At 63.7% G+C, this 23,070-nt stretch carries 23 protein-coding genes; 12 read left to right on the top strand and 11 right to left on the bottom strand.

Annotated elements, in window-relative coordinates; all coding sequences use genetic code 11:
* The first annotated feature begins 14 nt into the window (after positions 1 to 14).
* Positions 15 to 212, top strand: a complete 198-nt coding sequence (locus tag KVP70_RS24820) for a BrnA antitoxin family protein (RefSeq protein WP_229225071.1) — start codon at positions 15 to 17, stop codon at positions 210 to 212.
* A 17-nt stretch (positions 213 to 229) separates the two neighbouring features.
* On the opposite strand, the gene KVP70_RS24815 is transcribed toward KVP70_RS24820, so the two are convergent.
* Positions 230 to 865 carry a TetR/AcrR family transcriptional regulator gene (locus KVP70_RS24815; protein ID WP_217945110.1) on the bottom strand — a complete coding sequence of 212 codons (636 nt, stop codon included), beginning with the start codon at positions 863 to 865 and terminating at the stop codon, positions 230 to 232.
* Positions 866 to 1,008: 143 nt separating this feature from the next.
* Between KVP70_RS24815 and KVP70_RS24810 the strand changes: the two genes are divergently transcribed.
* Genes KVP70_RS24810 through KVP70_RS24800 form a run of 3 tightly spaced genes read left to right on the top strand, consistent with a single transcriptional unit; the run spans position 1,009 to position 3,100 of the window.
* Positions 1,009 to 1,671, top strand: a complete 663-nt coding sequence (locus tag KVP70_RS24810; protein ID WP_217945109.1) for a DUF3313 domain-containing protein — start codon at positions 1,009 to 1,011, stop codon at positions 1,669 to 1,671.
* A gap of 41 nt (positions 1,672 to 1,712) precedes the next feature.
* Positions 1,713 to 2,171 (top strand): hypothetical protein, encoded by a 459-nt coding sequence (locus KVP70_RS24805; protein WP_217945108.1) that lies wholly within the window; start codon positions 1,713 to 1,715, stop codon positions 2,169 to 2,171.
* Positions 2,168 to 3,100: a DUF2145 domain-containing protein gene (locus KVP70_RS24800; RefSeq protein WP_217945107.1), complete on the top strand. Its 933-nt coding sequence runs from the start codon at positions 2,168 to 2,170 to the stop codon at positions 3,098 to 3,100. The genes KVP70_RS24805 and KVP70_RS24800 overlap by 4 nt, the downstream gene beginning before the upstream one ends.
* Here KVP70_RS24800 and KVP70_RS24795 read toward each other — a convergent pair.
* Positions 3,097 to 3,735, bottom strand: coding sequence for an NAD(P)H-dependent oxidoreductase (locus KVP70_RS24795; RefSeq protein ID WP_217945106.1), 639 nt, complete (start codon positions 3,733 to 3,735; stop codon positions 3,097 to 3,099). The genes KVP70_RS24800 and KVP70_RS24795 overlap by 4 nt on opposite strands.
* 102 nt (positions 3,736 to 3,837) lie before the next feature.
* On the opposite strand from KVP70_RS24795, the gene KVP70_RS24790 reads away from it, so the two are divergent.
* Positions 3,838 to 4,218 carry a MerR family transcriptional regulator gene (locus KVP70_RS24790; RefSeq protein ID WP_217945105.1) on the top strand — a complete coding sequence of 127 codons (381 nt, stop codon included), beginning with the start codon at positions 3,838 to 3,840 and terminating at the stop codon, positions 4,216 to 4,218.
* On the opposite strand, the gene KVP70_RS24785 is transcribed toward KVP70_RS24790, so the two are convergent.
* Together KVP70_RS24785 and KVP70_RS24780 are read right to left on the bottom strand one after the other, a co-directional pair.
* A complete protein-coding gene (locus KVP70_RS24785; protein ID WP_229225070.1) occupies positions 4,181 to 4,789 on the bottom strand; it encodes a 2-hydroxychromene-2-carboxylate isomerase in 609 nt (202 codons plus the stop codon). The genes KVP70_RS24790 and KVP70_RS24785 overlap by 38 nt on opposite strands.
* 2 nt (positions 4,790 to 4,791) lie before the next feature.
* Positions 4,792 to 5,613, bottom strand: coding sequence for a CmcJ/NvfI family oxidoreductase (locus KVP70_RS24780; protein WP_217945104.1), 822 nt, complete (start codon positions 5,611 to 5,613; stop codon positions 4,792 to 4,794).
* Between the two features lie 105 nt (positions 5,614 to 5,718).
* On the opposite strand from KVP70_RS24780, the gene KVP70_RS24775 reads away from it, so the two are divergent.
* The gene (locus KVP70_RS24775) at positions 5,719 to 6,645 is read left to right on the top strand and encodes a LysR substrate-binding domain-containing protein (protein ID WP_217945103.1); all 927 of its coding nucleotides are present in this window, start codon (positions 5,719 to 5,721) and stop codon (positions 6,643 to 6,645) included.
* A 4-nt stretch (positions 6,646 to 6,649) separates the two neighbouring features.
* On the opposite strand, the gene fmt is transcribed toward KVP70_RS24775, so the two are convergent.
* Together fmt and def are read right to left on the bottom strand one after the other, a co-directional pair.
* Positions 6,650 to 7,606 carry a methionyl-tRNA formyltransferase gene (fmt, locus tag KVP70_RS24770; protein WP_217945102.1) on the bottom strand — a complete coding sequence of 319 codons (957 nt, stop codon included), beginning with the start codon at positions 7,604 to 7,606 and terminating at the stop codon, positions 6,650 to 6,652.
* Between the two features lie 18 nt (positions 7,607 to 7,624).
* Positions 7,625 to 8,167 carry a peptide deformylase gene (def, locus tag KVP70_RS24765; RefSeq protein WP_217945101.1) on the bottom strand — a complete coding sequence of 181 codons (543 nt, stop codon included), beginning with the start codon at positions 8,165 to 8,167 and terminating at the stop codon, positions 7,625 to 7,627.
* Positions 8,168 to 8,424: 257 nt separating this feature from the next.
* Here def and KVP70_RS24760 point away from each other — a divergent pair, with 257 nt between their 5' ends.
* From KVP70_RS24760 to KVP70_RS24745, 4 genes are all read left to right on the top strand, one after another.
* Positions 8,425 to 9,546, top strand: a complete 1,122-nt coding sequence (locus KVP70_RS24760) for a LysM peptidoglycan-binding domain-containing protein (RefSeq protein ID WP_217945100.1) — start codon at positions 8,425 to 8,427, stop codon at positions 9,544 to 9,546.
* Positions 9,543 to 10,688 carry a DNA-processing protein DprA gene (gene dprA / locus KVP70_RS24755; RefSeq protein WP_217945099.1) on the top strand — a complete coding sequence of 382 codons (1,146 nt, stop codon included), beginning with the start codon at positions 9,543 to 9,545 and terminating at the stop codon, positions 10,686 to 10,688. Before KVP70_RS24760 ends, dprA begins: the two co-directional genes overlap by 4 nt.
* 67 nt (positions 10,689 to 10,755) lie before the next feature.
* On the top strand, positions 10,756 to 11,220 hold the full coding sequence (locus KVP70_RS24750; RefSeq protein ID WP_026334984.1) for a Smg family protein: 465 nt from the start codon (positions 10,756 to 10,758) through the stop codon (positions 11,218 to 11,220).
* Between the two features lie 257 nt (positions 11,221 to 11,477).
* On the top strand, positions 11,478 to 14,168 hold the full coding sequence (locus KVP70_RS24745; protein ID WP_217945098.1) for a DNA topoisomerase III: 2,691 nt from the start codon (positions 11,478 to 11,480) through the stop codon (positions 14,166 to 14,168).
* A gap of 45 nt (positions 14,169 to 14,213) precedes the next feature.
* Here KVP70_RS24745 and KVP70_RS24740 read toward each other — a convergent pair whose 3' ends face one another.
* From KVP70_RS24740 to KVP70_RS24725, 4 genes are all read right to left on the bottom strand, one after another.
* The gene (locus KVP70_RS24740) at positions 14,214 to 14,951 is read right to left on the bottom strand and encodes a PEP-CTERM sorting domain-containing protein (protein WP_217945097.1); all 738 of its coding nucleotides are present in this window, start codon (positions 14,949 to 14,951) and stop codon (positions 14,214 to 14,216) included.
* A gap of 474 nt (positions 14,952 to 15,425) precedes the next feature.
* Positions 15,426 to 16,046, bottom strand: coding sequence for a hypothetical protein (locus tag KVP70_RS24735; protein WP_217945096.1), 621 nt, complete (start codon positions 16,044 to 16,046; stop codon positions 15,426 to 15,428).
* A 1-nt stretch (position 16,047) separates the two neighbouring features.
* The gene (locus KVP70_RS24730; protein ID WP_217945095.1) at positions 16,048 to 16,716 is read right to left on the bottom strand and encodes a hypothetical protein; all 669 of its coding nucleotides are present in this window, start codon (positions 16,714 to 16,716) and stop codon (positions 16,048 to 16,050) included.
* The gene (locus KVP70_RS24725; RefSeq protein ID WP_217945094.1) at positions 16,713 to 17,738 is read right to left on the bottom strand and encodes an NADP-dependent oxidoreductase; all 1,026 of its coding nucleotides are present in this window, start codon (positions 17,736 to 17,738) and stop codon (positions 16,713 to 16,715) included. The genes KVP70_RS24730 and KVP70_RS24725 overlap by 4 nt, the downstream gene beginning before the upstream one ends.
* A gap of 74 nt (positions 17,739 to 17,812) precedes the next feature.
* Between KVP70_RS24725 and KVP70_RS24720 the strand changes: the two genes are divergently transcribed.
* Together KVP70_RS24720 and KVP70_RS24715 are read left to right on the top strand one after the other, a co-directional pair.
* Complete coding sequence (locus KVP70_RS24720) at positions 17,813 to 18,727, top strand: LysR family transcriptional regulator (RefSeq protein ID WP_217945093.1); 915 nt, start codon at positions 17,813 to 17,815, stop codon at positions 18,725 to 18,727.
* Between the two features lie 104 nt (positions 18,728 to 18,831).
* The gene (locus KVP70_RS24715; protein ID WP_217945092.1) at positions 18,832 to 19,314 is read left to right on the top strand and encodes a hypothetical protein; all 483 of its coding nucleotides are present in this window, start codon (positions 18,832 to 18,834) and stop codon (positions 19,312 to 19,314) included.
* A gap of 171 nt (positions 19,315 to 19,485) precedes the next feature.
* Here the strand turns inward: KVP70_RS24715 and KVP70_RS24710 are convergent, their stop codons facing one another.
* On the bottom strand, positions 19,486 to 23,067 hold the full coding sequence (locus tag KVP70_RS24710) for an ABC transporter permease/M1 family aminopeptidase (protein ID WP_217945091.1): 3,582 nt from the start codon (positions 23,065 to 23,067) through the stop codon (positions 19,486 to 19,488).
* Between the last annotated feature and the right edge of the window lie 3 nt (positions 23,068 to 23,070).

Here is a 23,070-nt window from a genome sequence, read left to right as displayed (position 1 = left end):
GGAGGAGAAACGATATGAACGAGGCTATTGATTTCAGCGACATTCCCGAGCTTGATGACGAGTTTTGCAAGGACGCCAAGATGCGGCCGCCGCTGACGCAAAAAGACACGGTACTTTTGGACCACGATATCTATGAGTGGTTCAAAAGTAAGGGCCCGGACTATCAGCAGCGGATTAATTTGCTCCTGCGTAGCCACATGCACAAGCCTTAAGCCGGCATGCAACTCAACTAACTCCCAGTTGCCAGCGGCCTAGGCGTCGCGCCGGCGAAGAACATGTCGGTGGCGCGCTTGACCACCTGCCGGATTTCCTGCGGCGACAGCGGCGGCGGGTCGCGCTGGTATAGGCGCACATCCACTTCCGCCGTCAGCAGCGACAGGAACTGCTGCGCGGTGACCTTGGGATCGGCCTGGCGGATGTCGCCCCGTTCCATGGCGCCAGACAGCACCGCCGCCAGCGTCTCCACCGACGTGCGCGGACCGGCGTCGTAGAACAGCTGGCCGACATCGGAGCGGCCCGCTTCAGCCACCACCATGCGGTAGACCGCCAGCGCGCTCTTGTCGTTGGCCAGCACGCCCAGCATCCGCTGGCCGAAGTGTTCCAGCGCCGACTCCAGCCCGGCGCGGCTCATCGGCGCGGTCGACAGTTCCCGCGTCGCGTCGGCCAGGTGGCCGGTGGCGCAGGATTGCACGACCGCTACAAACAGTGCTTCCTTGGACGGGAAGTAGCCGTACAGCGTGACTTTCGATCCGCCCCAGCGCTTCGCCACCTCATTCATCGACGCGCCGTCATAGCCGGCTTCCTGAAACAGCGCGTCGGCTGCCTCAATGATGGCTTGGCGGCGCGCCTCGGTACGTACCTTCATTGCTACTCCATATCTGAACCCTACCGTACATTTTATGCGCAAACACGCTTGACAGTGGTGGCTAATCACTCAATACTGTACTGGTGTGTTCAGTTATGGAAATCTTGAACGGTTGCTTCTTCCCTCACAAATAAGGCCATGCCATGCACTCCTCACTCAAATTACAGTTTCCCATCCTGCTAGCGCTATGCGGCGCCATCGCCGGTTGCGCCAGCACCCAACCGGTCGCTTATGGCGGCCTGGCGTCGGCGCCCCACCTGCGCCCGAACGCGGACGACAAGTCCGGGCGCGTTCCATTCAGCTATTCGACGGCGGTGACGCTGCGCGACTATTCGAGCATCATCATCGATCCGGTGCTGGTCTATCGCGGCCAGGACAGCCAGTTCGAGGAAGTCAGCGATGACCAGAAGGACATGCTGGCCGCTTACATGCAGGGCGAGTTCGAATCCAAGCTGCGCAACCGCTTGCATATCAGCAGGGACGCCGGTTGGAAAACGCTGCGCCTGAAACTGACGCTGACCGGCGCCAAGTCGAGCACGCGCTTCCTCAGCACGGTGACGCGCTTCGACCTGGTCGGCGGCCCGTACAACATCGTGCAGAGCATACGGGGCAAGGAGGGCACCTTCACCGGATCGGTGAGCTATGCGGTGGAGCTGTATGATGCCAGCACCAACCTGCTGGTGAGCGCGTATGTCGCCAAACAGTATCCCAGCCCGATGAATATCTCGGCCAGCCTGGGGCCGATGGATGCGTCCAAGGCCGGCATTCGCAACGGCGCGGACGAGTTGCTGGCCGCGTTCAATTGAAAACATCTATACTTGCTGTTTGAAAAAACTGAGGATACCCGATGCCTATTTCCCTCCCATTCCGCCTCATCGCCGCCGCCGGCGCGCTGGGCCTGGCCCTGCATGCCAACGCCGAAAGTTTCGCTTCGTCGGCATCGAGCGCCGGTTCCGCCTCCAGCGGCAGCATCTCCGATTCGCTCAACGGTTCGAGCAACAGCTCGGGCGGCGACAAGCGCAAGGTCGCCGACGGCGAGTACCGCATCATCCAGATCGCCGCCACGCCGGAACGCAGCGACCGCACCCGCATCACGATGCAGGCCAATGATCCGGCCCAGCGCATCGTGCTGGATCTGCCGCAGACCACCTTCGACAAGCAGCAGCTCGCCATTGGCGACGCGATGTATGCGCAGAACCGCGTGTACGGCATCGAGTTCGGCCGCGGCGATACGCATCAGCCGTTCTACCTGGTGCTGGCCGACGAGTGGTACGGCGAGCTGGCCTCGCGTCCGGTCAGCCTTTGAAGCCAGGCCGCGCGCTGGCGCTGGTCGCGTTGACCTGCGCGGCGCTCGGTGCGGCCGGGGCGGCGCAGGCCGCCGGCTCGTCCGCATCCTCCGGCTCCTCGCGCTTTTGCGATCGCGGCGAGCCGTTGTCCGCCATCGAGCAAGACCGCCTGCTGCGCTTTGCCGCCGTACTGCGCGAGGAGCTGGCCGGCGTCGGCGACGGCGTGGCGCTGGTCAGCCGCTCGGGCCTGGACTTGTCGCGCTTCGATATCCGCTATTCGCATGCGGCGCTGGCGTGGCGTTCGGAGACCGGCGCCTGGTCCGCGCGCCAGCTGTACTATGCCTGCGATGAAAGCCGTCCCCGCATCTTCGACCAGGGCCTGGCCGGCTTCGCGCTCGGCACCGACGATCCGGCGCTGGGCTATGTTTCCGTGGTGCGCCTGCCGGACGAGGCGATCGCCGCATTGCGCCCGGCGCTGCTCGACGGGCCGCGCGTGCAGCATCTGCTGGCGTCCCAATACAGCGCCAGCGCCTACGCGTTCAGCGTGCGCTACCAGAATTGCAATCAGTGGGTGATGGAGATGCTGGCCGCCGGCTGGGGCGATCTGGCCGATGGCGACGATCTGCGCGTACGCGCGCAAACCTGGCTGCGCGATGCGCGCTACACGCCGCAACCGGTGCAGGTGGGCTCGCGCTTGCTGATGCTGGCTTCGCACTTCGTACCGCTGCTGCATCTGGACGACCATCCGGACCAGGACCGCACGGCCATGCAGTTGCGTGTCAGCTTGCCGTCCACGGTGGAGGCCTTCGTGCACCAGCGCTATCCGGCCAGCGAACGCGTCGAGTTGTGCCACGACGATGAGCGCATCGTCATCCATCGCGGCTGGACGCCCATCGCCGCTGGCTGCAAGCCGGGCGAGGGCGACCAGGTGGTATCGCTACGCGATTAAGCGACTTCGGTGATCAGGTTGGGACGCGAACGACGCACCTTCTTGAGGTTGACCAGCCAGTCGCCTTCCGGCTGGCGATAGCCGATCGGCAGCATCACCACGCTGCGCAGCTTGCGCTCCTTCAGCGACAGGATTTCATCAACGGCGGCCGGATCGAAGCCTTCCATCGGCGTGGCGTCGACGCCTTCAAACGCGGCGGCCACCATGGCCACGCCCAGCGCGATGTACGCCTGGCGTGCGGCGGAGTCGAAATTGCCCTGCTGGCCGCGCGCGGCGACGATGCCCAGCAGCTGCTTGCGGTACGCTTCCCAGCCTTCGTTGATGGAGCCGCGCTGCTCGTTGGTCAGGTCGAACATCATGTTGACGCGATCGGCGGTGATGTCGTCCCACGCCGCGAACACCAGCAGGTGCGAACTCTCGCTGATCTGCCCCTGGTTCCAGCCGACCGCCTGGATCTTGGCGCGGATGTCCGGGTTGGTGACGACGAACACTTCGAACGGCTGCAGGCCGCTGGAGGTCGGCGCCAGGCGGATCGCTTCCAGGATGTGTTCCAGTTTTTCGGCGCTTACCTGCTTGGTGGGATCGAACTTCTTGGTGGCGTAGCGCCAGTTCAGTTTGTCAATTACATCGGTCATTTGTGAACTCCAGTGTGAAATCGTGAATGCGCCCCCAGTTAGCAAGCTCTGGAGTACCGTTCTATAATAAGTTTCAAGCTAACTTGAGAGTCAAGACAGAAAATGAAAATAGGTGAACTGGCCCGTAAAACGGGCTTGACCCCGTCCACCATCCGGTTTTACGAGGAGCAGGGGTTGCTGTCGCCGGTTTCGCGCACCGCCGCTGGTTATCGCGAATACTCCAACTATGCAATGGAGCGGCTGCACGTGATCCAGGTGTCGAAGCGCCTGGGATTTTCGCTTGATGTCATCCGGGGCATGTTTGGCGCCAACGGCCAATGCCTGAAAACGGAGATACTGGAGCGTACCGAAACCCGTCTGCGTGAAGTCGAGGAGCAGCAGGAGACGCTGGCGAGCCAGCAACGGGAGCTGCTGGCGCTGCGCGCCATCCTGCTGGACGAGAGTATCAGCCGGCCGTTTTGCGCGGAGCCTGCGGTGAACTGAGCGCCATCGCCAACGCGTCGTCCAGCCGGTCGTTCCCCCAGAACAGGGCGTCGCCGACCAGGAAGGTGGGCGCGCCGAAGATGTGGCGCGCCTTGGCCTGTACGGTGCGTTCGCGCAGCCTGGCCTTGTTCTCGTCTGTTTGCGCGGCGCGCAGGATGGCGTTGGCGTCCTGGCCCAGCGCGGACAATATCTCCGTCATGCATGGTTCGCTGGCGATGTCGCGGTCCTCGGCGAAGTTGGCCAGCATGGTGCGTTCGCAGAAGTCGGTCATCCACGGCTGCTCCTCGCACAGGATGCCGATGCGCGCCGCCAGCAGCGAGTTGCGCGGGAAGGTGGACGGCTGCCGCCACGGCAGGTCGTACTTGGCGCACTGGCGCGGCATGTCCTGCCATACGTAGGCGCCTTTGTCCTTTTGCAGCACGAAGGGCGAGTTGTTCCAGCCGGCGTCCTTGAAGATGGGGCCGAGCAGGAAGGGCCGCCACACCACGCCGTCCGGCGCCAGCTGGCGGATGCGCATCACGCTCAGGTAGCTGTAGTTGCTGGCGAAGTCGATCCAGAATTCCATCGTCATTTCTATCTCCCCTTGTAGATCAGCAGGCAGCGGATTTCGATGCTTTCCCGTAGCGCTGCATCGGGCGGCGCGTCGGCGTGTTCGAAGGCGGCGTGCGGCGTGTACCTGGCCACCGGCCCGGGCGCGGAATCGAACTGCTTGAACACCAGTACCTCGTCGCGCGTCATCGCCGGGAAGTACGACCATGCGTGATCCGTATTGTGCACCGCCTGGTAGATTTCGCCGTTCCGCTCGGGATAAAAAATATCACTGGCCACCAGGTCGGCGGGCGTGGCGCTGCGGGCGTCGCACACGGCCAGCGGCGCGTCGAGCACCGGGTGGCGGATCGAGCGCCACAGGTTGATGATGCTGTAGCGCTGGACCTGAACCGTGTCGCCCTGCAGCTCCAGCTCCAGTCTGCGCCGCGCCGATGCTGGCGTGAAGTCGCAATGCACGCGGCCCGCCGCGCCGGGACGCTGGCCTTCGATGCGGCCGAAGGCTTGCGGCGAGCCGGGCACGCGCTTGCGCACCAGGTGGTCGAACACGAAGGCTACACTGGCGCCGGTCAGCGCCAGGGCCAGCTCGGCGACTTCGGGATAGTAGAGCCGCACGACTTCTTCCTTGTCCGTGAAATCGTGCACGGCGGTGGGAGCTTGGCGCAGCAGGTAGCCTTCGCGGTCCAGCGACAGGTGTGTGTCGGCGCGGGCGTCGCGTATCGTCACCGGCATGCGCTGATAGCTGGCGTTCTGCCACGGCCGGCCGTCCGGCGGCGGGTACATGTAGGTGTATGGCCGGTCCGATGTCGGCCGCAGGTACTCCAGCGTGGCGGTGGTGGTGTGTGTCATCGCATCCTCCTTGAAAGCTCCATTGAATCCGATCGCCACGCCGCGCTCAAACGATATTCCTGGCGCTTTCGCATTCCTATCGCGCATGCGTGATACATTCGTGGCATGGTTAATCGTCTTCTGGATCTTCCGCCGCTGGACTTGCTGCGCAGCCTCGTCGCAGTCGGCCGGCGCATGAGTATCACGCTTGCCGCGCAGGACATGTGTGTGACGCAATCGGCCCTCAGCCGCCAGATACAGGCGCTGGAGGCCACGCTGGGGTATCGCGTGCTGGTGCGCGGCCATCGCTCCATCGAGTTCACTGCCGAGGGGCGGCGGCTGTTCCGCCATGCCGATGCGATGCTGGAGCAATTGGGCGAAGTGGTCGCCAGTTTGCGGCCCGGCGATGCGCGCCAGGCGGTGACCATCAGCGCCAGTATCGGCGTGACCGCCTTGTGGATACTGCCTCGCTTGAACGCCTTCCAGCATGCCGCGCCGCAGATCGATGTGCGCGTGGCGGCCAGCAACCGCTTCGTCGACCTGGAGCGTGAGCAGGTGGATTTGTCGCTGCGCTATTGCCGGCCGCAGGATGCGCCCGAAGGTGCGCTGCGCCTGTTCGACGAGGCGCTGGTGCCGGTGGCGCATCCTACGTTGGCGGTGGCGGCGATCGAGGATGCGGCGCAGTTGCGGCGACAGGTGCTGCTGGAGTTTGACGACGTGTCGCGCCCGTGGCTGCAATGGCCGGCGTGGTTGCGCGGCGCCGGTGCTGGGCGCGTCAAGCCGAAGGGGGTACTGCGCTTCAATCAGTACGATCAGGTGGTGCAGGCGGCGTTGGCGGGGCAGGGCGTGGCGCTGGGCCGGCTGGAATTGGTGCGGCCCTTGCTGGAGCAGGGCAAGCTGGCGCTGGCCAGCGCGCTACCGGCGACGGCCAGCGACTACGCGTACTGGCTGATCGCCCACAGCGCGCTTAGCGCGGATGCGGTCGTGGTACGGGATTGGATACAAAAGGAAGCGGCGCGCAGCAAGGCCAGGGCCAGGCCGCGCGTCCGTTAGGCCATCAGGCGAAGCTCAAGCCTTCGAGCGGGAAGCCTTTGATGAACTCCGCCGCCGGCAGGCGCTTGCCGCCCGGTTTTTGCAGTTCCGTCAGGCGCAGCGAGCCGCTGCCGCAGGAGACCACGATGCCATGCTGCGCATCGGCCGCCAACACCTGGCCGGCCGGCGCCTTGCTGTCGGCTTCCAGCACTTCGGCGCCCCACAGCTTGACGTTGACGCCGTTGACCGCGCCATGCGCGCCGGGGAAGGGATTGAAGGCGCGGATCTTGCGGCTGATCTCCAGCGCCGACTGCGTGAAGTCCAGCGCAGCTTCTTCCTTGCTGATCTTGGCGGCGTAGCACACGCCCGCTTCCGGCTGCGGCACAGCTTCCAGCTGGCCGTGCTTCATCTTGTTGAGCGCTTCGACGATCATCTTGCCGCCCAGCGCGGCCAGCTTGTCGTGCACCATGCCGGTGGTGTCCTGCTCGCCGATGGCGATGCGTTCGATCAGCAGCATCGGGCCGGTGTCCAGGCCTTCCTCCATCTCCATGACGGTGATGCCGGTCTCGCTGTCGCCGGCCTCGATGGCGCGGTGGATGGGCGCGGCGCCGCGCCAGCGCGGCAGCAGCGAACCGTGGATGTTCAGGCAGGGCTTGATGTCCAGCGTGGCGCGCGGCAGGATCAGGCCATAGGCCGCCACCACCATCACGTCATACGGCGTGGACAGCAAACGCGCATGCGCTTCCTTCGCCTGCTCGGCGCGCACCGGGTCCTTGCTGTCGGTGCGCAGCGACAGCGGCTGCAGCACCTCGATGCCTTGCGCCAGCGCGTACTGTTTGACGGCCGATGGCTGCAGATGCATGCCGCGTCCGGCCGGGCGGTCCGGCTGGGTCAGCACCAGCGGAATCTCGAAGCCCGCCTCGTGCAAGGCTTGCAGTGCTACCGCGGCGAATTCCGGCGTGCCGGCGAAGATGACTTTCATGCGTGATCCTTGTGCGGCTTAGAAACGGCGGCCGGCGGCGCGCAGCTGGGCTTCGCGCGCCATGCCGCGCTCTTCCTTGACGAGCTTGGCCTTGATGCGGTTGCGCTTCAGCGGCGACAGGTATTCGACGAAGACCTTGCCCAGCAGGTGATCCATTTCGTGCTGGATGCAGACCGCCAGCAGGCCGTCGGCTTCCACTTCGAACGGCTGGCCCTTGACGTCCAGCGCGCGCACCTTGATCTGCGAGTGGCGTTCGACGCCGTCGTAAATGCCCGGCACCGACAGGCAGCCTTCGTCGTAGACCTGCTTCTCTTCGCTGGCCCAGATGATCTCCGGATTGATGTAGGCGACCAGACCATCCTTGGTCTCGGAGATGTCGATCACGACCAGTTGTTCGTGGACGTCGACCTGCGACGCGGCCAGGCCGATGCCCGGCGCTTCGTACATGGTCGCGGCCATGTCGGCGACCAGTTGTTCCAGTTTGGCGTCGAAGACGGTGACTGGGGTGGCGACTTTATGCAGACGCGGATCGGGGTAACGCAAAATATTTAAGAGGGCCATATGCAGTAACTGTGTTGATAACTATGTGAAAACTAAGTGAGTGCCTTGATAACGCGCGCCGCGTCGAGGGCGTCGCCGCCGTCATTTTCCCGATCAAAAATGCAACAACCGCGCGGGCTGTCATTGCGCGGTTTCTCTTGCTAGTTCAGGGTTTTATGGGCAGAATTTGATTCAATTTAGCAAGCCTTTTCCGTTGATGGGGCGCTTCTTGCTATCGTGTGCCTGCGCAATTTATGGCGCATTTACTGGATCTACTAATGAAAAATTTTAGCACAGTCGGCACCCGCTTAGTATTGGCGGCTCTTTTTTCTGGCTTGACGGCTGCTTCCGCCGAGGGCTCGGCGCCCCCCCTCAAATGCGAGTTTCGCGCCGATGCGCCGGACCAGCACCTGGTGGTCAAGGGCGATACGCTGTGGGATATTTCCGGTAAATTCCTTGAACGGCCCTGGTGCTGGCCCACCGTCTGGGGCATGAACCGCGAGGAAATCGCCAATCCGCACTGGATCTACCCGGGCCAGATCATCTGGTTCGACCGCGCCGCCGGCCGCCTGCGGCTGGGCAACAAGATCGACGCCAGCAACGACGGCAGCAACAGCGCCTCCAACCTGCGCCTGAAGCCGCAATTGCGCACCGAGGGCCTGGGCAAGGATGCGGTGACGTCGATCCCGGCCGGCGTGATCGAACCCTTCCTGACCCAGCCGCTGATCATCGAAAACGATGAGCTGGCCGGTGCGCCGCGCGTGGTGGCCACGCAGGACGGCCACGTGTTCCTGGGCAAGGACGACAAGGCTTATGTGCGCGGCGACCTGAAGGGCGGCAGCTCGTTCCAGGTGTTCCGTCCCGGCAATCCGCTGAAAGACCCGATCACCAAGGCCGTCATCGGCTACGAGGCGTTCTACCTCGGCACGCTGAAATTGCAGACCGAAGCCAGCCCCGGCGCCGGCAGCGACGTCCACACCTTCGTGGTCGCCAGCGCCAAGGAGGAGATGGGCAAGGGCGATCAGCTGCGCGCGATTCCGCCGATGCCGATGCAAAACTACGTGCCGCATCCGCCCGAGCAGAAGGTGGGGGCGCGGGTGGTGGCGATTTACGGCGGCGTCACGCACGCCGGCCAGAACCAGGTTGTCAGCATTAATCGCGGAAAGCTTGATGGACTCGACATCGGCTCCGTGCTGCAGCTGTACCATGCGGGGAAGACTGTCAGCGATGGCACGGCGGCGAAAAGCTGGCTGGGCATGCGCGAACAGCAGGTCAAGCTGCCGGACGAGGAAGTGGGCAGCTTGTTTATCTTCCGCGTGTTTAAGCATATTTCCTACGGCTTGATCATGCAGGTGTCGGCGCCGGTGGAAGTGGGCGACGTCGCCAAGTCGCCGGAGTGACCCGCGCCGTGCAAGCCACGGATACCCCTGCCGCCACGTTCCAGCCCGTCAGCGCCGCCGCGCTCTCGGGCTGGCTGCGTCTGGAGATGACGGATGGCGTCGGCCTGGGCACGGCGCACCGGCTGCTGGAGCGCTTCGTCACGCCCGAGGCGATCTTCGGCGCCGGCCGCGGCGCGCTGCTGGACGAGGTCAAGCCCGAGCAGGCCGATGCGCTGCTGCAGGCGCCGCCGGACGGGCTGGCGGCGCTGGTCGACGCCACGCTGGCCTGGCTGCAGCAGCCCGGCAACCACCTGCTGAGCTACGACCATCCCGATTATCCCGGGGCGCTGCGCCATATCGCCGCCGCGCCGCTGCTGCTGTACCTGAAGGGCCGGGCTGAATTGCTGGGGCGGCCGTCGCTGGCCGTGGTGGGCGCGCGCAATGCCAGCGCCCAGGGCATGCTGAACGCCGACCGCATGGCGCAGGCCTTGTCCGAGGCCGGCCTGACCATCATCTCCGGGCTGGCGCTGGGGATCGACGCGGCCGCGCACGCCGGCGGCCTGAACGGACCGGGCAGCACGATCGCCGTGATCGGCACCGGTCCCGACCGGATCTATCCCGCCCGCAACAAGGAATTGGCGCGCCGCATCGCCGAGGAGGGCTGCATCGTCAGCGAATACGCGCTGGGCACGCCGCCGCTGCGCGACAACTTTCCGCGCCGTAACCGCGTCATCAGCGGCCTGGCGCGCGGCGTGCTGGTGGTGGAGGCGGCCGCCAAGTCCGGCTCCCTGATCACGGCCAAGCTGGCGATCGACCAGGGCAAGGAGCTGTATGCGATTCCCGGTTCGATCCACGCCACGCTGGCCAAGGGCTGCCATGCGCTGATACGCGAGAGCGGCGCCAAGCTGGTCGAGACGGCGGCCGATATATTGATCGACCTCAAACTACTCAAGCCCGGCGCGCGCGGCACGCGGCCACCGCTGGACGACAGCTTTGTCGACCGCGTGCTGGAGGCGCTGGGCGAACATCCGGCCGGCGCCGACCTGCTGGCGCTGCGGCTGAACCAGTCCGCCGCCGACTTGCAGGGGCAGTTGCTGGCGCTGGAGCTGGCCGGCCTGGTCGAACGTTTGCCAGGCGGCATGTTTCAGCGTTTGCGCGCATGATGGTGGGAAGAAAAGGCGAACCGTCCGGCACTTGTGCGCGATCTGTTTTAACTGATAGAGTAGAGCCATGTTCGACATCCTTGTTTATCTCTACGAGACTTATTATCGTCCCGATGCCTGCCCTGAACCGGCGGCATTGGCCAAGAAACTGTCGGCTGTCGGTTTTGACGATGTCGAGATATCCGAGGCGCTGGTCTGGCTGACCGACCTGAACGCCATGGCCGGGGTGGAGCACACCCTGACCGCGTCCTCCACCGGCACCCGTTTCTACGTGGAAGAAGAGCAGGACGTGCTGGGTTCGGCCGCGATCGGCTTCATCCAGTTCCTGGAGTCGGCCAAGGTGCTGTCGCCGTTGCAGCGCGAAATCGTCATCGAGCGCGCGCTGGCGCTGGAAGAGGCGCCGGTATCGCTGGGCAAGCTCAAGGTCATCGTCCTGATGTTGCTCTGGAGCCAAGGCAAGGAGCCGGACGCGTTGATGTTCGACGACCTGTTTGGGTCCGACGAGGACCAGGCGCCCCGCCTGCTGCACTAATATAGACCGCCGCGGCGGCCTGCAGTCCCCATAACGTAATGATTTAAGCAACAATCGGCCGGGCGATACGCCGTATTGCCGCTGCACGGCGCTGTTTGCTTGCAGTCTGGCCGGCAACGCGCTTATCATTGGCGCTTTGACAAGACTGTGACGCCTCGGCCTTGCCATCCGCATCGCAACAGTGCAGACTGCGACACGATCCATGTATGATGCGCATGCTGCACCCATCCCAAGTGTTAAAAAACGAGATACAAAATATGACCAAAACCCTCATCATCGCCGAGAAGCCTTCTGTCGCGAACGACATCGCGAAGACGCTTGGCGGCTTTACCAAGCACGATGAGTACTTTGAATCCGACGAGTACGTGCTGTCCTCCGCCGTCGGTCACCTGCTGGAAATCGCCGTACCGGAAGAACACGATGTCAAGCGCGGCAAGTGGAGCTTCGCCCACCTGCCGATGATTCCGCCATACTTCGCGCTGAACCCGATCGCCAAGACCGAGGCGCGCCTCAAGGTGCTCAACAAGCTGATCAAGCGCAAAGACGTCACCACCCTGATCAACGCATGTGACGCGGGCCGCGAAGGCGAGTTGATTTTCCGTTTGATCGCGCAGAACGCCAAGGCCAAGCAGCCGGTCAAGCGCCTGTGGCTGCAATCGATGACGCCCGGCGCGATCCGCGAAGGCTTCACCCAGTTGCGCAGCGACGAAGACATGATGCCGCTGGCCGACGCCGCCCGGTGCCGCTCGGAGGCGGACTGGCTGATCGGCATCAACGGCACCCGCGCGATGACCGCGTTCAACTCGAAAGAGGGCGGCTTCTACCTGACCACCGTGGGCCGCGTGCAGACGCCGACGCTGTCGATCGTGGTCGAGCGGGAAGAGAAGATCAAGAAATTCGTCTCGCGCGACTTCTGGGAAGTGCGCGCCGAGTTCGTCTGCGCGGCCGGCATCTACGAAGGCCGCTGGCTCGACACCAAGTTCAAGAAGGACGAGAGCGACCCTGAAAAACGCGCCGAGCGCCTGTGGAGCAAGGCCGCGGCCGACTCCATCGCGCTGGCCGTGCGCGGCAAGCAGGGCGCCGTCACCGAAGAATCGAAGCCGACCACGTCGATGGCGCCCGCGCTGTTCGACCTGACCAGCCTGCAGCGCGAAGCCAACTCGCGCTTCGGTTTCTCGGCCAAGAACACGCTGGGCCTGGCGCAGGCCTTGTACGAAAAGCACAAGGCGCTGACCTACCCGCGTACCGATTCGCGCCACCTGCCGGAAGATTACATTCCGACCGTGATGCAGGCGCTGGAAGTGGTCAAGGAAAACCCGAACTACCACCAGTTCGCCAAGCAGATCCTGGACAAGAAGTGGGTCAAGCCGAACAAGCGCATCTTCGACAACACCAAGATCTCGGATCACTTCGCGATCATTCCGACCACCATCGCGCCGAAGAATTTGTCCGAGCCGGAACAGAAGCTGTACGACCTGGTCACGCGCCGCTTCATGGCCGTGTTCTTCCCGCCTGCCGAGTTCCAGGTCACCACCCGCTACACCGAAGTGTCCGGCCATCAGTTCAAGACTGAAGGCAAGGTCATGACCAATCCGGGCTGGCTGGCGATCTACGGCAAGGAAGCGTCGACCGACGATGACAAGGAAGGCAACGCCAACGGCAACCTGGTGCCGGTGGTCAAGGGCGAGAAGGTGCTGACCGACACGGTCAACGCCAACGGCCTGGTCACCAAGCCGCCCGCACGCTACACGGAAGCGACGCTGCTGTCGGCCATGGAAGGCGCGGGCAAGCTGGTCGAGGACGACGAACTGCGCGATGCGATGGCCGGCAAGGGCCTGGGCACGCCAGCGACGCGCGCCGCCACCATCGAGGGCCTGCTGACCGAGCGCTACCTGCTGCGCGAAGGCCGCGAACTGATGCCGACCGCGAAAGCGTTCCAGCTGATGACCTTGCTGCGCGGCCTGGGCGTGAACGAACTGACCGCGCCGGAACTGACCGGCGAGTGGGAATACAAGCTGTCGCAGATGGAAAAGGGCAAGATCTCGCGTGAGGAGTTCATGCGTGAGATCGCCCAGATGACGCAGATCATCGTCAAGCGCGCCAAGGAATACGACAACGATACGATCCCGGGTGATTACCACACCCTGCACACGCCGTGCCCGAACTGCGGCAGCGTGGTCAAGGAAAACTATCGCCGCTTCGCCTGCACCAAGTGCGAATTCTCGATGAGCAAAACGCCGGGCAGCCGCCAGTTCGAGATCGAGGAAGTGGAGCAGTTGCTGAAGGACCGCACCATCGGCCCGCTGCAAGGTTTCCGCTCGAAGATGGGACGTCCGTTCGCGGCCATCCTGCGCATCGTGCGCGACGAAGAGATCAAGAACTTCAAGCTGGAGTTCGACTTCGGCCAGAACGACGATTCGGAAGATGCCGAGCCGGTCGACTTCACCGGCCAGACCGCCTTGGGCCCGTGCCCGAAGTGCGCCGGCGGCGTGTACGAGATGGGTCTGGCGTATGTGTGCGAAAACAGCGTCGCCAAGCCGAAGACTTGCGACTTCCGCAGCGGCCGCATCATCCTGCAACAGGAGATCTTGCCGGAGCAGATGGTCAAGCTGCTGAATGACGGCAAGACCGACCTGCTGCCGGGCTTTGTCTCGCAGCGCACGCGTCGTCCGTTCAAGGCTTTCCTGACCAAGGGCAAGGACGGCAAGATCAGCTTCGAGTTCGAAGAGCGCAAGGCCAAGGCTCCGGCCAAAGGCAAAGCGGCCAAGGTAGCGGACGAGGGCGCGGACGGTGCGGCGGAAGACGCGGCGCCGGCGAAGAAAGCTCCGGCCAAGAAGGCCGCCGCAGCCAAGGCTCCGGCCAAGGCGGCGGCAGCCAAGAAGCCGGCGGCCAAGAAAGCGCCAGCCAAAAAAGCAGCGCCTAAGAAAACTGCCGCCACCGCTGAGTAAATTCAGCGGAGCCACTAAAAACGGGACCTTGATGGTCCTGTTTTTTTATGCCTTCGACCGACGCCTTGCGAAAGCGACGACTACCAGACCGCCCAGGAACATGGCATAAGTTTCAGGCTCCGGCACCGGCGCTGCGAAGCCTTGGCCAGATGTGCTTGTAGCAAAACCGAGCCGGCCATCCAGTTCGGCATTCCCAGCGACGACTGTTATATTGAGGACCTTGCTTTGTTGCGGGCCACGGTATGAATAAAGGCTATCGTCAAGATAGGTTTCATACAGGTCGGCTGGATTTGTCTTGTACGAAGCAAAGACCGCGGCGTATGCGTTGACCACAGCATCCGATGTTTGTTGTGAGAAAATGCTGCCGTAACCCATGATGACTGCTGCAGTGTGCGGTGTCAGCGCGAAGTCCCATTGAACTGTGGTATCGGCGGAAAATCGCGGCGATGTCCCGCTTACATGGGTAAAGGAAAACGCGAGAGTGTCGACGTAAAGGGAGGTGGCGCCGCCGGTGCTGTCAGTGACGGAGGCTCCACCGGGGTGGTTAATAATGTCTACCGGATTAGGGTGCCCAGACGAGTCTGGGTACGCGGCGGCTGCGATCCAATACGAAGGATTGGTTAACGTCAGGCTGGGGGCGATTCCATCGCCAGGATTAAGATCGATGAGCGTGTAGGTAAACCCACTTAGCTGGGCGTTAGCGATACTCTCAGCATGACTTGTCGGCGCAGCAGCGGCCAACAAACAAAAACTTGCAAGACTGACGATTTTTTTCCAATTCATGTGACATCCCTAGACTATTTTGATTGCAATAACGGCACGCAATATTGCATAATATTATCTAGTTGTCAAAAATATTTTCCTTTTGGTATTGATTATTGCAGATCGCCGGTGGCGAAGTAGACGGCGCCGGGGATGACGTCGCGATGCGCGCGCGGGCATGGTTATGGCCAGGTTGGCGGCGATAGCGATCCATTACTCCTGTTCGCGCCGGTAGATGGTGATCTCGCAGGTGCCGTCCGGGCCGCGGCAGCCAAGGCTCCGGCCAAGGCGGCGGCAGCCAAGAAGCCGGCGGCCAAGAAAGCGCCAGCCAAAAAAGCAGCGCCTAAGAAAGCTGCCGCCACCGCTGAGTAAATTCAGCGGAGCCAATAAAAACGGGACCTTGATGGTCCCGTTTTTATTACGGGGGTCAAGTCTGACATTCGGACACGGGCTGTGCCGTAGTTTGCCGTTTGTGGCCGAGCTCGTGTCCGAATGTCAGACTTGACCCTCGGCTGAGACGCGCCAGGTCGTGCCTGGCTTCGTTGGCACCTCGACCAGGTCATTCGCTTGCCATTGCAGCACGTCTTTCTTGCTCAGCGTGATCGCCTGCGTAGTGGCGGTCAGATTGCTGCCGATGGCGATCCATTGCTGCTGTTCAAGTCGATAGACTGTGATCTCGCAAGCGCCGCTTGGGCTGCCGCAGGCCCAGGCCAGCCAGTCGTCGCTGATCAGCAGATAGGCCAGCTGGTCGCTGTGCGGATCTTCCAGCCGCAAGCCGTGCATAGGGCCGCTGGGCTCGCGATACCAGTCTTCCTCGTAACTGTTGTCGAGGCCGGTTTCGTGGACGTGGTCGGCATCGTCGAAGCGCATCCAGCCGGCGTCGAGCTCGCTGCTGAGGGCGGGGTAGGCGATGGCGGGATGCCAGGTGCAGCGCTCGCCCTCCACCACGGTATCGCCGGCGAAGCCGTTGATGCCGATGCGGTCGACGGGAATGCGCAGGTCGATGTGGTAGCGCTGCGCCTGGAACCACCACACTTGCGTGCTCAGATCGCTGCTGCCGTTGCTGCGCCAGATGCCGCTGCGGCGCCACAGGCCTTGGTATTCTGCTGGAACCATGTCACTTCAAATCGTCGGTGTAAAAATAGACCGTACCATGAATCGCGCCGGTGGGCACATGCAGCGCGGTGGCCAGCGCTTGCGCGTCCGGCGGCTGCAAGGCTTGCTTGTTCAGCGTGACGGTGGCCGTCGATGCGCCGCCGGCCGCCGCGTAGGAGACGATGTGATCGTAATCCGGCCGGCTGTCGATCCGCTTGACCAGGTAGCGCTGTTTGCCGCCGCCGATCTGCACGTAGCTGGCGTCGGCGCTGGCCTTCTGCGCCGGCGACAACTGGCGGTACATCAGCACCTTGTCGACCACGACATTAGCGGCGGCGAACTGCGTCTTGCCGCCTTGTTCGAAATGTCCCAGCACCAGGTCGGCCTTGAACTGCCGCAGTGGCGCGGCGCTCGCTGGCGCCAGGCGCGACAGTTCGAACTTTTCCGGCGCGATGGTCCACAGCGCGGTCTTGCCGTCGAGGCGACGGCGCAGCGCGGCGTCGGTGGCGGGATCGGCCAGGTGCACTTGCAGGATCACCTGATAGTCGTGCGGTGCATGGAACATCGGCAGGTGCGACGCGTACAGCCCTTCCTTGCCGCCGAACAGCGCCATGCCGTGTTCGCCGTAGCTGGCGTCGGCCGCGTCGGCGCCGCCGGCGATCAAGGCCAGCGCTAGCAGCGCGGACCTCACGCCTTCACCAGCAGCTTGCCGCGGTGCTCGCCGGTGAACAGCGAATTGAGCGCTGCCGGCAATTGCGCGAAGCCGTCGATCACCGTTTCCTCGAACACGATCTCGCCCGCCTTCACCCACGGCGCGACGATGTGGATCATCTCGTCCATGCGGTGCAGGTAGTCGCGCGCCAGCATGCCCTGGATGGTGGCGCGCTGGTACAGCATGTGGTGCAGCAGGCGCGGCCCCAGTTCCGGCGTCTCCAGGCCGCCGCTGTACTGGCTGATCTGGCCGCAGATGACGATGCGTGCGCGGCGGTTGATGAGGGGGATGATGGCATCGGTCACCATGCCGCCGACGTTGTCGAAATACACGTCGACGCCGCCGGTGAGCCGCTTGATTTCCGCACCCAGCGTGTCGGCGTCGGCGTAGGCCTTGTAGTCGATGGCCCAGTCCGCGTCCAGCACATTGCGCAGCCAGTCGCACTTGGCCGCGCCGCCGGCGATGCCCAGCACGCGCGCGCCGTGGCGCTTGGCGAACTGCACCACCAGCGATCCCACCGCGCCGGCCGCGCCGGACACCACCACCACCTCGCCCGCATGCGGCTTGCCCGATTCCGTCAGGCCGAACCACGCGGTGCGGCCCGGCATGCCCAGCACGCCGAGCGCGGTGGTCACTGGCGCCAGCTCCGGATCGATGCGCTTCAGGCCGCTGGCGTGGACGCGCGCATGCGTCTGCCAGCCGGTGTAGCTCTGCACCCAGTCGCCGACGGCGAAGCCGGGCGCGTTCGACGCCAGCACCTGCGCCACCACCGCGCCCTGCTGCACGGTGTTGAGCGGATGCGGCTCGGTGTCGTAGGTCGGTTTGCTGGACTGGCCGATGCGCATATATGGATCGACGCTGAACCAGCGCGCTTCGATCAGCGCCTCGCCGTCGCCCAGCGTGGTCGACAGTTGTTGTTCAACGAGCTCGTAGTGCTCGGCCGTGATCTGGCCGACCGGTTGCCGGCGGTAGATCCATTGTTGTTGGGTGAGAGTAGTCATGCTGCAGATGGTAAGATGCTCTTCGTATCCAGTAAAGCAACTTAAATTCACTATTCGTATCCTGTTTGGACATCATGAATCTCTCCGACCTGCGTGTATTTGTCAGCGCCGCCCGCCGTCCGTCGCTGGGCGCCGCCGCGCTGGAGTTGCATTTGACGCCGTCGGCGGTGTCCAAGGCGCTCAAGCGGCTGGAGGACAGCCTGGGCAAGGCGCTGTTCGACCGCAGCGCCAAGCAGCTGGTGTTGAACGACAGCGGCCAGCTGCTGCTGGCCCGCGCCCAGAACCTGCTGGCGCTGGCCGACCAGGCCAAGGCCGACCTGATGGGCGAGCGCGCCGCCGTGGACAGCCGCGTCGCCGGCCCGGCCATCCTGCTGTGGCGGCACGGACAGATGCTGTCGCAAGCGCTGTGCGCCTACCCGGAAGCGAGCTTGCGCATGCAAGCCATGTTCGAGGATGAAGCGCTGGCGGCGCTGCTGCGCGGCGATATCAACGCCGCCATCGTCACCGGCGACGTCATCGAGGGACGCGGCGAGCACTGGTCGGACGAATGGCAGGTCACGCCGCTGGGCAGCGTGACCTTGCATCTGGTGGCGGGGCTGCGTCATCCGCTGGTGGCCTCGCTGCAGTCGGCGCCGCTGCTGGAGGCGGCCACGGCGCAAGTGCTGACGCATGATTTCGCCTGCCCGTCACGCTCGCTGTTTTGCGGCGTGCAGCGCGGCGCCCGCTCCGACGGCTGGCGCGACGACCAGCTGCCGCGCAAGATCCGCTACTGGACCGACGATCTGCAATTGTTGCTGGCGCTGGTCAAATCGGGTGAGGCACTGGCCTATCTACCGGACTTCGCGCTGGCCGATCCCGACTTGCGCCGCATCCACGTGACCGATTGCGCGTTCGAATGCGTGGAGCAGGTGGCGCTGGTGTGGAATCGCGTCAAGGCCAGCGCCTGGCAGCGCGAGCTGGCGGCTGCGCTGGCAGGATACAACTCGTAACTTTTCTTACGGAACGGTGGTCGTCTGGCGCCGGGGCGGTCGCGTTAATTGCTCAAGACGCTGATAAACAGCGCTCTGCCAACCACTAGAAAAGGAACACAATCATGAAAACCAAATCCCTGATGATCGCCGGCGTGCTTTCCATGATCAGCGCCGCAGCTTTCGCGCAAACCGCTCCAGTGGCACAAGTCCATCGCGACAATGCTCAGATCCGCCAGGACGTCAAACAGATCCACCAGGATACCCGCCAGATTCAGCGCGACAACGCGGTGATCGCGGTCAAGCAAAGTCAGGTGGCGGCAGGCCAGCAGCAGTTGCAAGCGGAACGCGGCGAACGCAACGCGCTGGCCCGCGCCGAACACGCCGACATCAAGAAGGGCGATCTGGCCGGCGCCCAGCAGCTGGACCAGGCGCGCCGCGTCGAGCAGCAAAACATCAAGGTGGAGAAGCAGGCCATCAAGCATGACGAGAAAGTGATCGCCCGCCGCGGCGTCGACAAGCACCAGGAGCAGGTGGCGCGCCGCGACGAGAAGCTGGAACGCCATGCGGACAAGGTCAAGCGCGACTATGACGCCGCCAAGATCTGATCACTGACATCCCAAGCAAGCCGGGCGCCTCCAAAACGCCCGGCTTTTTTACGTTTGTAACGCGGCAACCCGGGGTCAAGTCTGACATTCGGACACGAACTGAGCCCTAACGCTTGCTAGGGTCCAGCCTGTGTCCGAATGTCAGACTTGACCCCCACCTATGACCCCCACCTATTGGGCCAGCAGTTCGACGTTGACCATGTTGTCGTCGGGCTTGCGGTCGATGAGCTTGTTGTCGGGGTCGATGCCGGCCTTGCCCGGACGGCCGTTGATGATCACCGTGTACAGATTGTCCTTGCGCTCGATCAGCTTGCGTTCGCGGTACAGGCTGTTGCCGTCCTTGTCGTCGATGCCGATGTCGATCCAGTCCTTCAACGGCGCGTCTTTTTCCGCGCCCTGGTCGTTGGCCCGCACCTTGGCGGCGCTGACCGCGAACGTCACTTCATATTTGCCGTCCACCAGCTTGCGCGCGGTGGCCGAGACGGCATGGTTCTCGTACAGCACGATGTTGTTGAACAGGTCGTCGATCAGGTAGGCCTGCTCGGGCGGCGTGATCTTGCGCAGCGCGTCGACCAGCACGGTGACGCTCGGATACGGCCCGGTCTTGCGGCCATATTGGGCCAGCAGTTCCTTCAACGCGGCGTTGATTTTGGCTTCGCCCACGATGTCCTGCAACTGGTACATCGCCAGGCTGCCCTTGTGGTACTGGATGTAGTTCTGGCTTTCGTTTTCCGCCAGCGGCAATTCCTTCTTGCGCTCCAGCGCGCGGCCCATCAGGTACAGGTCCAGGTCGTAGTGCAGGAAGCGGCGCATCTTGTCCGCGCCGAAATTCTTCTTCATCACCATCAGCGCCGAGTATTCGGCCAGCGTTTCGCTCAGCACCGTGCCGCCGCGCGTGTTGCCGCCGACCAGCTGGTGGCCCCACCACTGGTGCGCCACTTCGTGCGCGGTCACGTAGAACGGATAGTCGATGTCCTTCGGGTTCTTGTCGTTGACCTTGGCGATGAAGCCTATCGATTCCGCATACGGTATCGTGGTCGGCAGCGATTGCGCGAAGGTGGCGTAACGCGGGAACTCGACAATGCGCACCAGCTTGTGCTGGTAGGGCCCGAAGTTGCGCGTGTAGTAGTCCAGCGATTCCTTGATGCCCTTGTCCATGCGGTCCAGGTTGTACTCGTGGCCGGGATGGTAGTACAGCTCGATGCCCACGTCCTGCCACCAGTCGCGCTTGACCAGGTAGCGCGCCGACTGGATGGCGTAGTAGTTCAGGATGGGCTGGTCCATCTTGTAGTGGTAGTAGTGCCGCCCCTGCTTGCTCCATTCCTTGACCAGCGTGCCCGGCGCGATGGCGATCTGGTCGGCGCTGGTGCTGACGGTGGCGTCAAAGCCGATCCAGTCGGCGTCGTTGCTGGCGATGTTGTTGGCCAGGCCGGCCGGATCGTCGCGCGGCAGCATGCGTTCGCGCGCCGGCAGCTTGTGCTTCCTGCGGTCGCGCACGTCGCTCAGTTCCATCGCCTGCTGGTAGCCGATGTGCGGCAGCACGCTGTTGTTGAAGAAGGTGCCGTTGCCGATCACCGGCGTGTCCTGGCCCATGCCCAAGATGCCGCCGGGCAGGTAGACCACGTCGAAGTCCATGGTCAGCTGCGCGCCCGGCGCCAGCGGCTTGGCCAGCTTGTAGCTGTAGAAGCCGAGATCGTCGTCCTGGAAGCCCGGCCGCACGTCCTGGCTGAAGCGCGCCTTGAATTGGGTGGTGCTGTTGTCCTGGTAGACCAGCACGTCCGTGATCGGCTGCGCGCTCTTGTTCTCCAGCAGGTAGCGGCCCTTGACCACCAGGCTGCGCTGGTCCGGCACGATGGCGACGTCGAGCTTGACGTCGGTGACGCGCGGCTGCGGCACCACGGCGAATTTCTTGTACTTGCGCTCGTAGTCGGCGCGCTCGGCATCCTTCTGGTAGGCCGATTTGAAACAGTGGGCGATATGGGTGTTGTAGAACACCACGCTGCCGGCGCCGACGAACACCAGCAGGCCGGCCGCGACCGTGCTCAGCACTGGCACCGTCAGCGCGTGGCGCGCCAGTTGCAGGCGCTGGCGCCAGCCGTCGTTGGTGCCGCGCGCCCAGAACAGCAGCGACAGCACCGCCAGCAGCAGGGCGGCGCCGGTCCAGTAGAGCTCGAACCAGCGTTCACGCGCCAGGAAGTGGCCATAGCCGTTCATGGCGGAATAGATGAAGCGCGGCATGGTGCCGTAGATGAGCATGGGATCGTCGACGCCCACCGTGCCCAGCGTGATGCTGGCCACGTAGTAGACGATCATCGCGAAGTAGGCCAGGTATTTCTGGTTGATCAGCACTTGCAGCGCGATCGCCAGCACGGCCGACAACGCATAGGCCGGCAGCTGGATCAGGAACAGGTGGTACAGGTACAGCCCCGGCTCCAGGATGAAATAGCCTTTGACGATCTGGATCGCCATGCCGCACACCATCACCACCAGCATCAGCAGGGTTTGCAGGCCAATCAGCGCGATCAGCTTGGACAGCATCGGCAGCCAGCTCGGGATCGGCAGCGCGTCGAGCATCTGCGCCATGCGCGCCTCGCGCTCGCGCCACACCAGCTCGCCCGCATAGAAGGTGGTGATGACGAACATGAACAGCGCGAAGGTTTCCGACACCGATTCCAGCACCAGGTAGGTGACCGGGTAGGTGGTGGTGCCGAACATCGAGCCCATGTCCAGCGCGCTGGCGAACATCATCAGCACGCCGGCCAATACCAGCACCAGGAAATAGATGTTCTTGGTGGTTTCGCGCAGGTTCAGCCAGCTCATCTTGAACAGCAGCGCGGCCAGGCTGCGCGAGGCGAAGTCCGGCTTTTCCTGGGTGCTGGTGGACTGGGCCGACAGGTGCAGCGGGGTTTCGCCTTCGCCGCGGCTGGTGCTGCCGGCGCCGCTGTCGATGGTGGCGATGAAGTGGAAGCGCCAGTAGCCCAGCAGCAGGCCGGCCAGCGCGAACGAACACCACAGCAAGCGGTTGAGCAGGTACACGCCTTCCGGCCAGAACATGCGGCTGTTGCGCTCGATGATGGGCCAGTATTCGGTCAGGCGGATCACGGCGGTGGTGCCGAACGGGTCGATCAGCGCGGCCAGGGTTTTATAGTCGAGGTCGCGCGCCAGGCCGGGGGCGACGATGTAGCCGATCAGCATGACCACGCTGGAGATGTAGACCGGCAGCATGCGCCGCGTCAGCGCGGCCAGGATGAAGAACACGGCGCCGAAGATGAAGATGTCGGGCAGGATGACGATCAGGTAGGGGATCACATAGCCCAGCACGCCCGGCTGGCCCAGCCGCTCCGGCTCGATGCCGGGAATGTAGCGGCCCAGCCAGGCGCCCAGCAGGATGCTGGTGAAGATGATGGCCAGCGTGAGGTAGGCGCCGAGGAAGCGGCCGAACATGTACTGGTGCTTCTTGATCGGCGCCGAGAAGAAGAAGTGCTGCATGTCGTACTCGAAATCCTGCTGCACCGAACGGCCCATCATGGCGGCCATGACCACCACGCCCAGCGAACCGAGCACGCTGGTGGTGAACATCAGCGAGCGGGGCGAGTTGATCAGCTGGCTGCCGAAGGCGACCGAGCTGCCCTTGAAGACGCCGCCGGCGGCGGCCATCCACAGCAGCGACAGCGCCAGGAAGCCGAGGAAGTAGACCCAGGTGGACAGCAGCTTGAGGCGCTGACGCGCTTCAAAGTAGGCGATGGAAAACATAAG

Origin of the sequence: Duganella violaceipulchra (assembly GCF_019166075.1) — a bacterium.
In the GTDB taxonomy this organism is placed as follows: Bacteria; Pseudomonadota; Gammaproteobacteria; order Burkholderiales; family Burkholderiaceae_D; genus Rugamonas; species Rugamonas violaceipulchra.
Note: the sequence above shows the minus strand (reverse complement) of the source record. Positions and strands in the feature narration are given on the sequence as shown.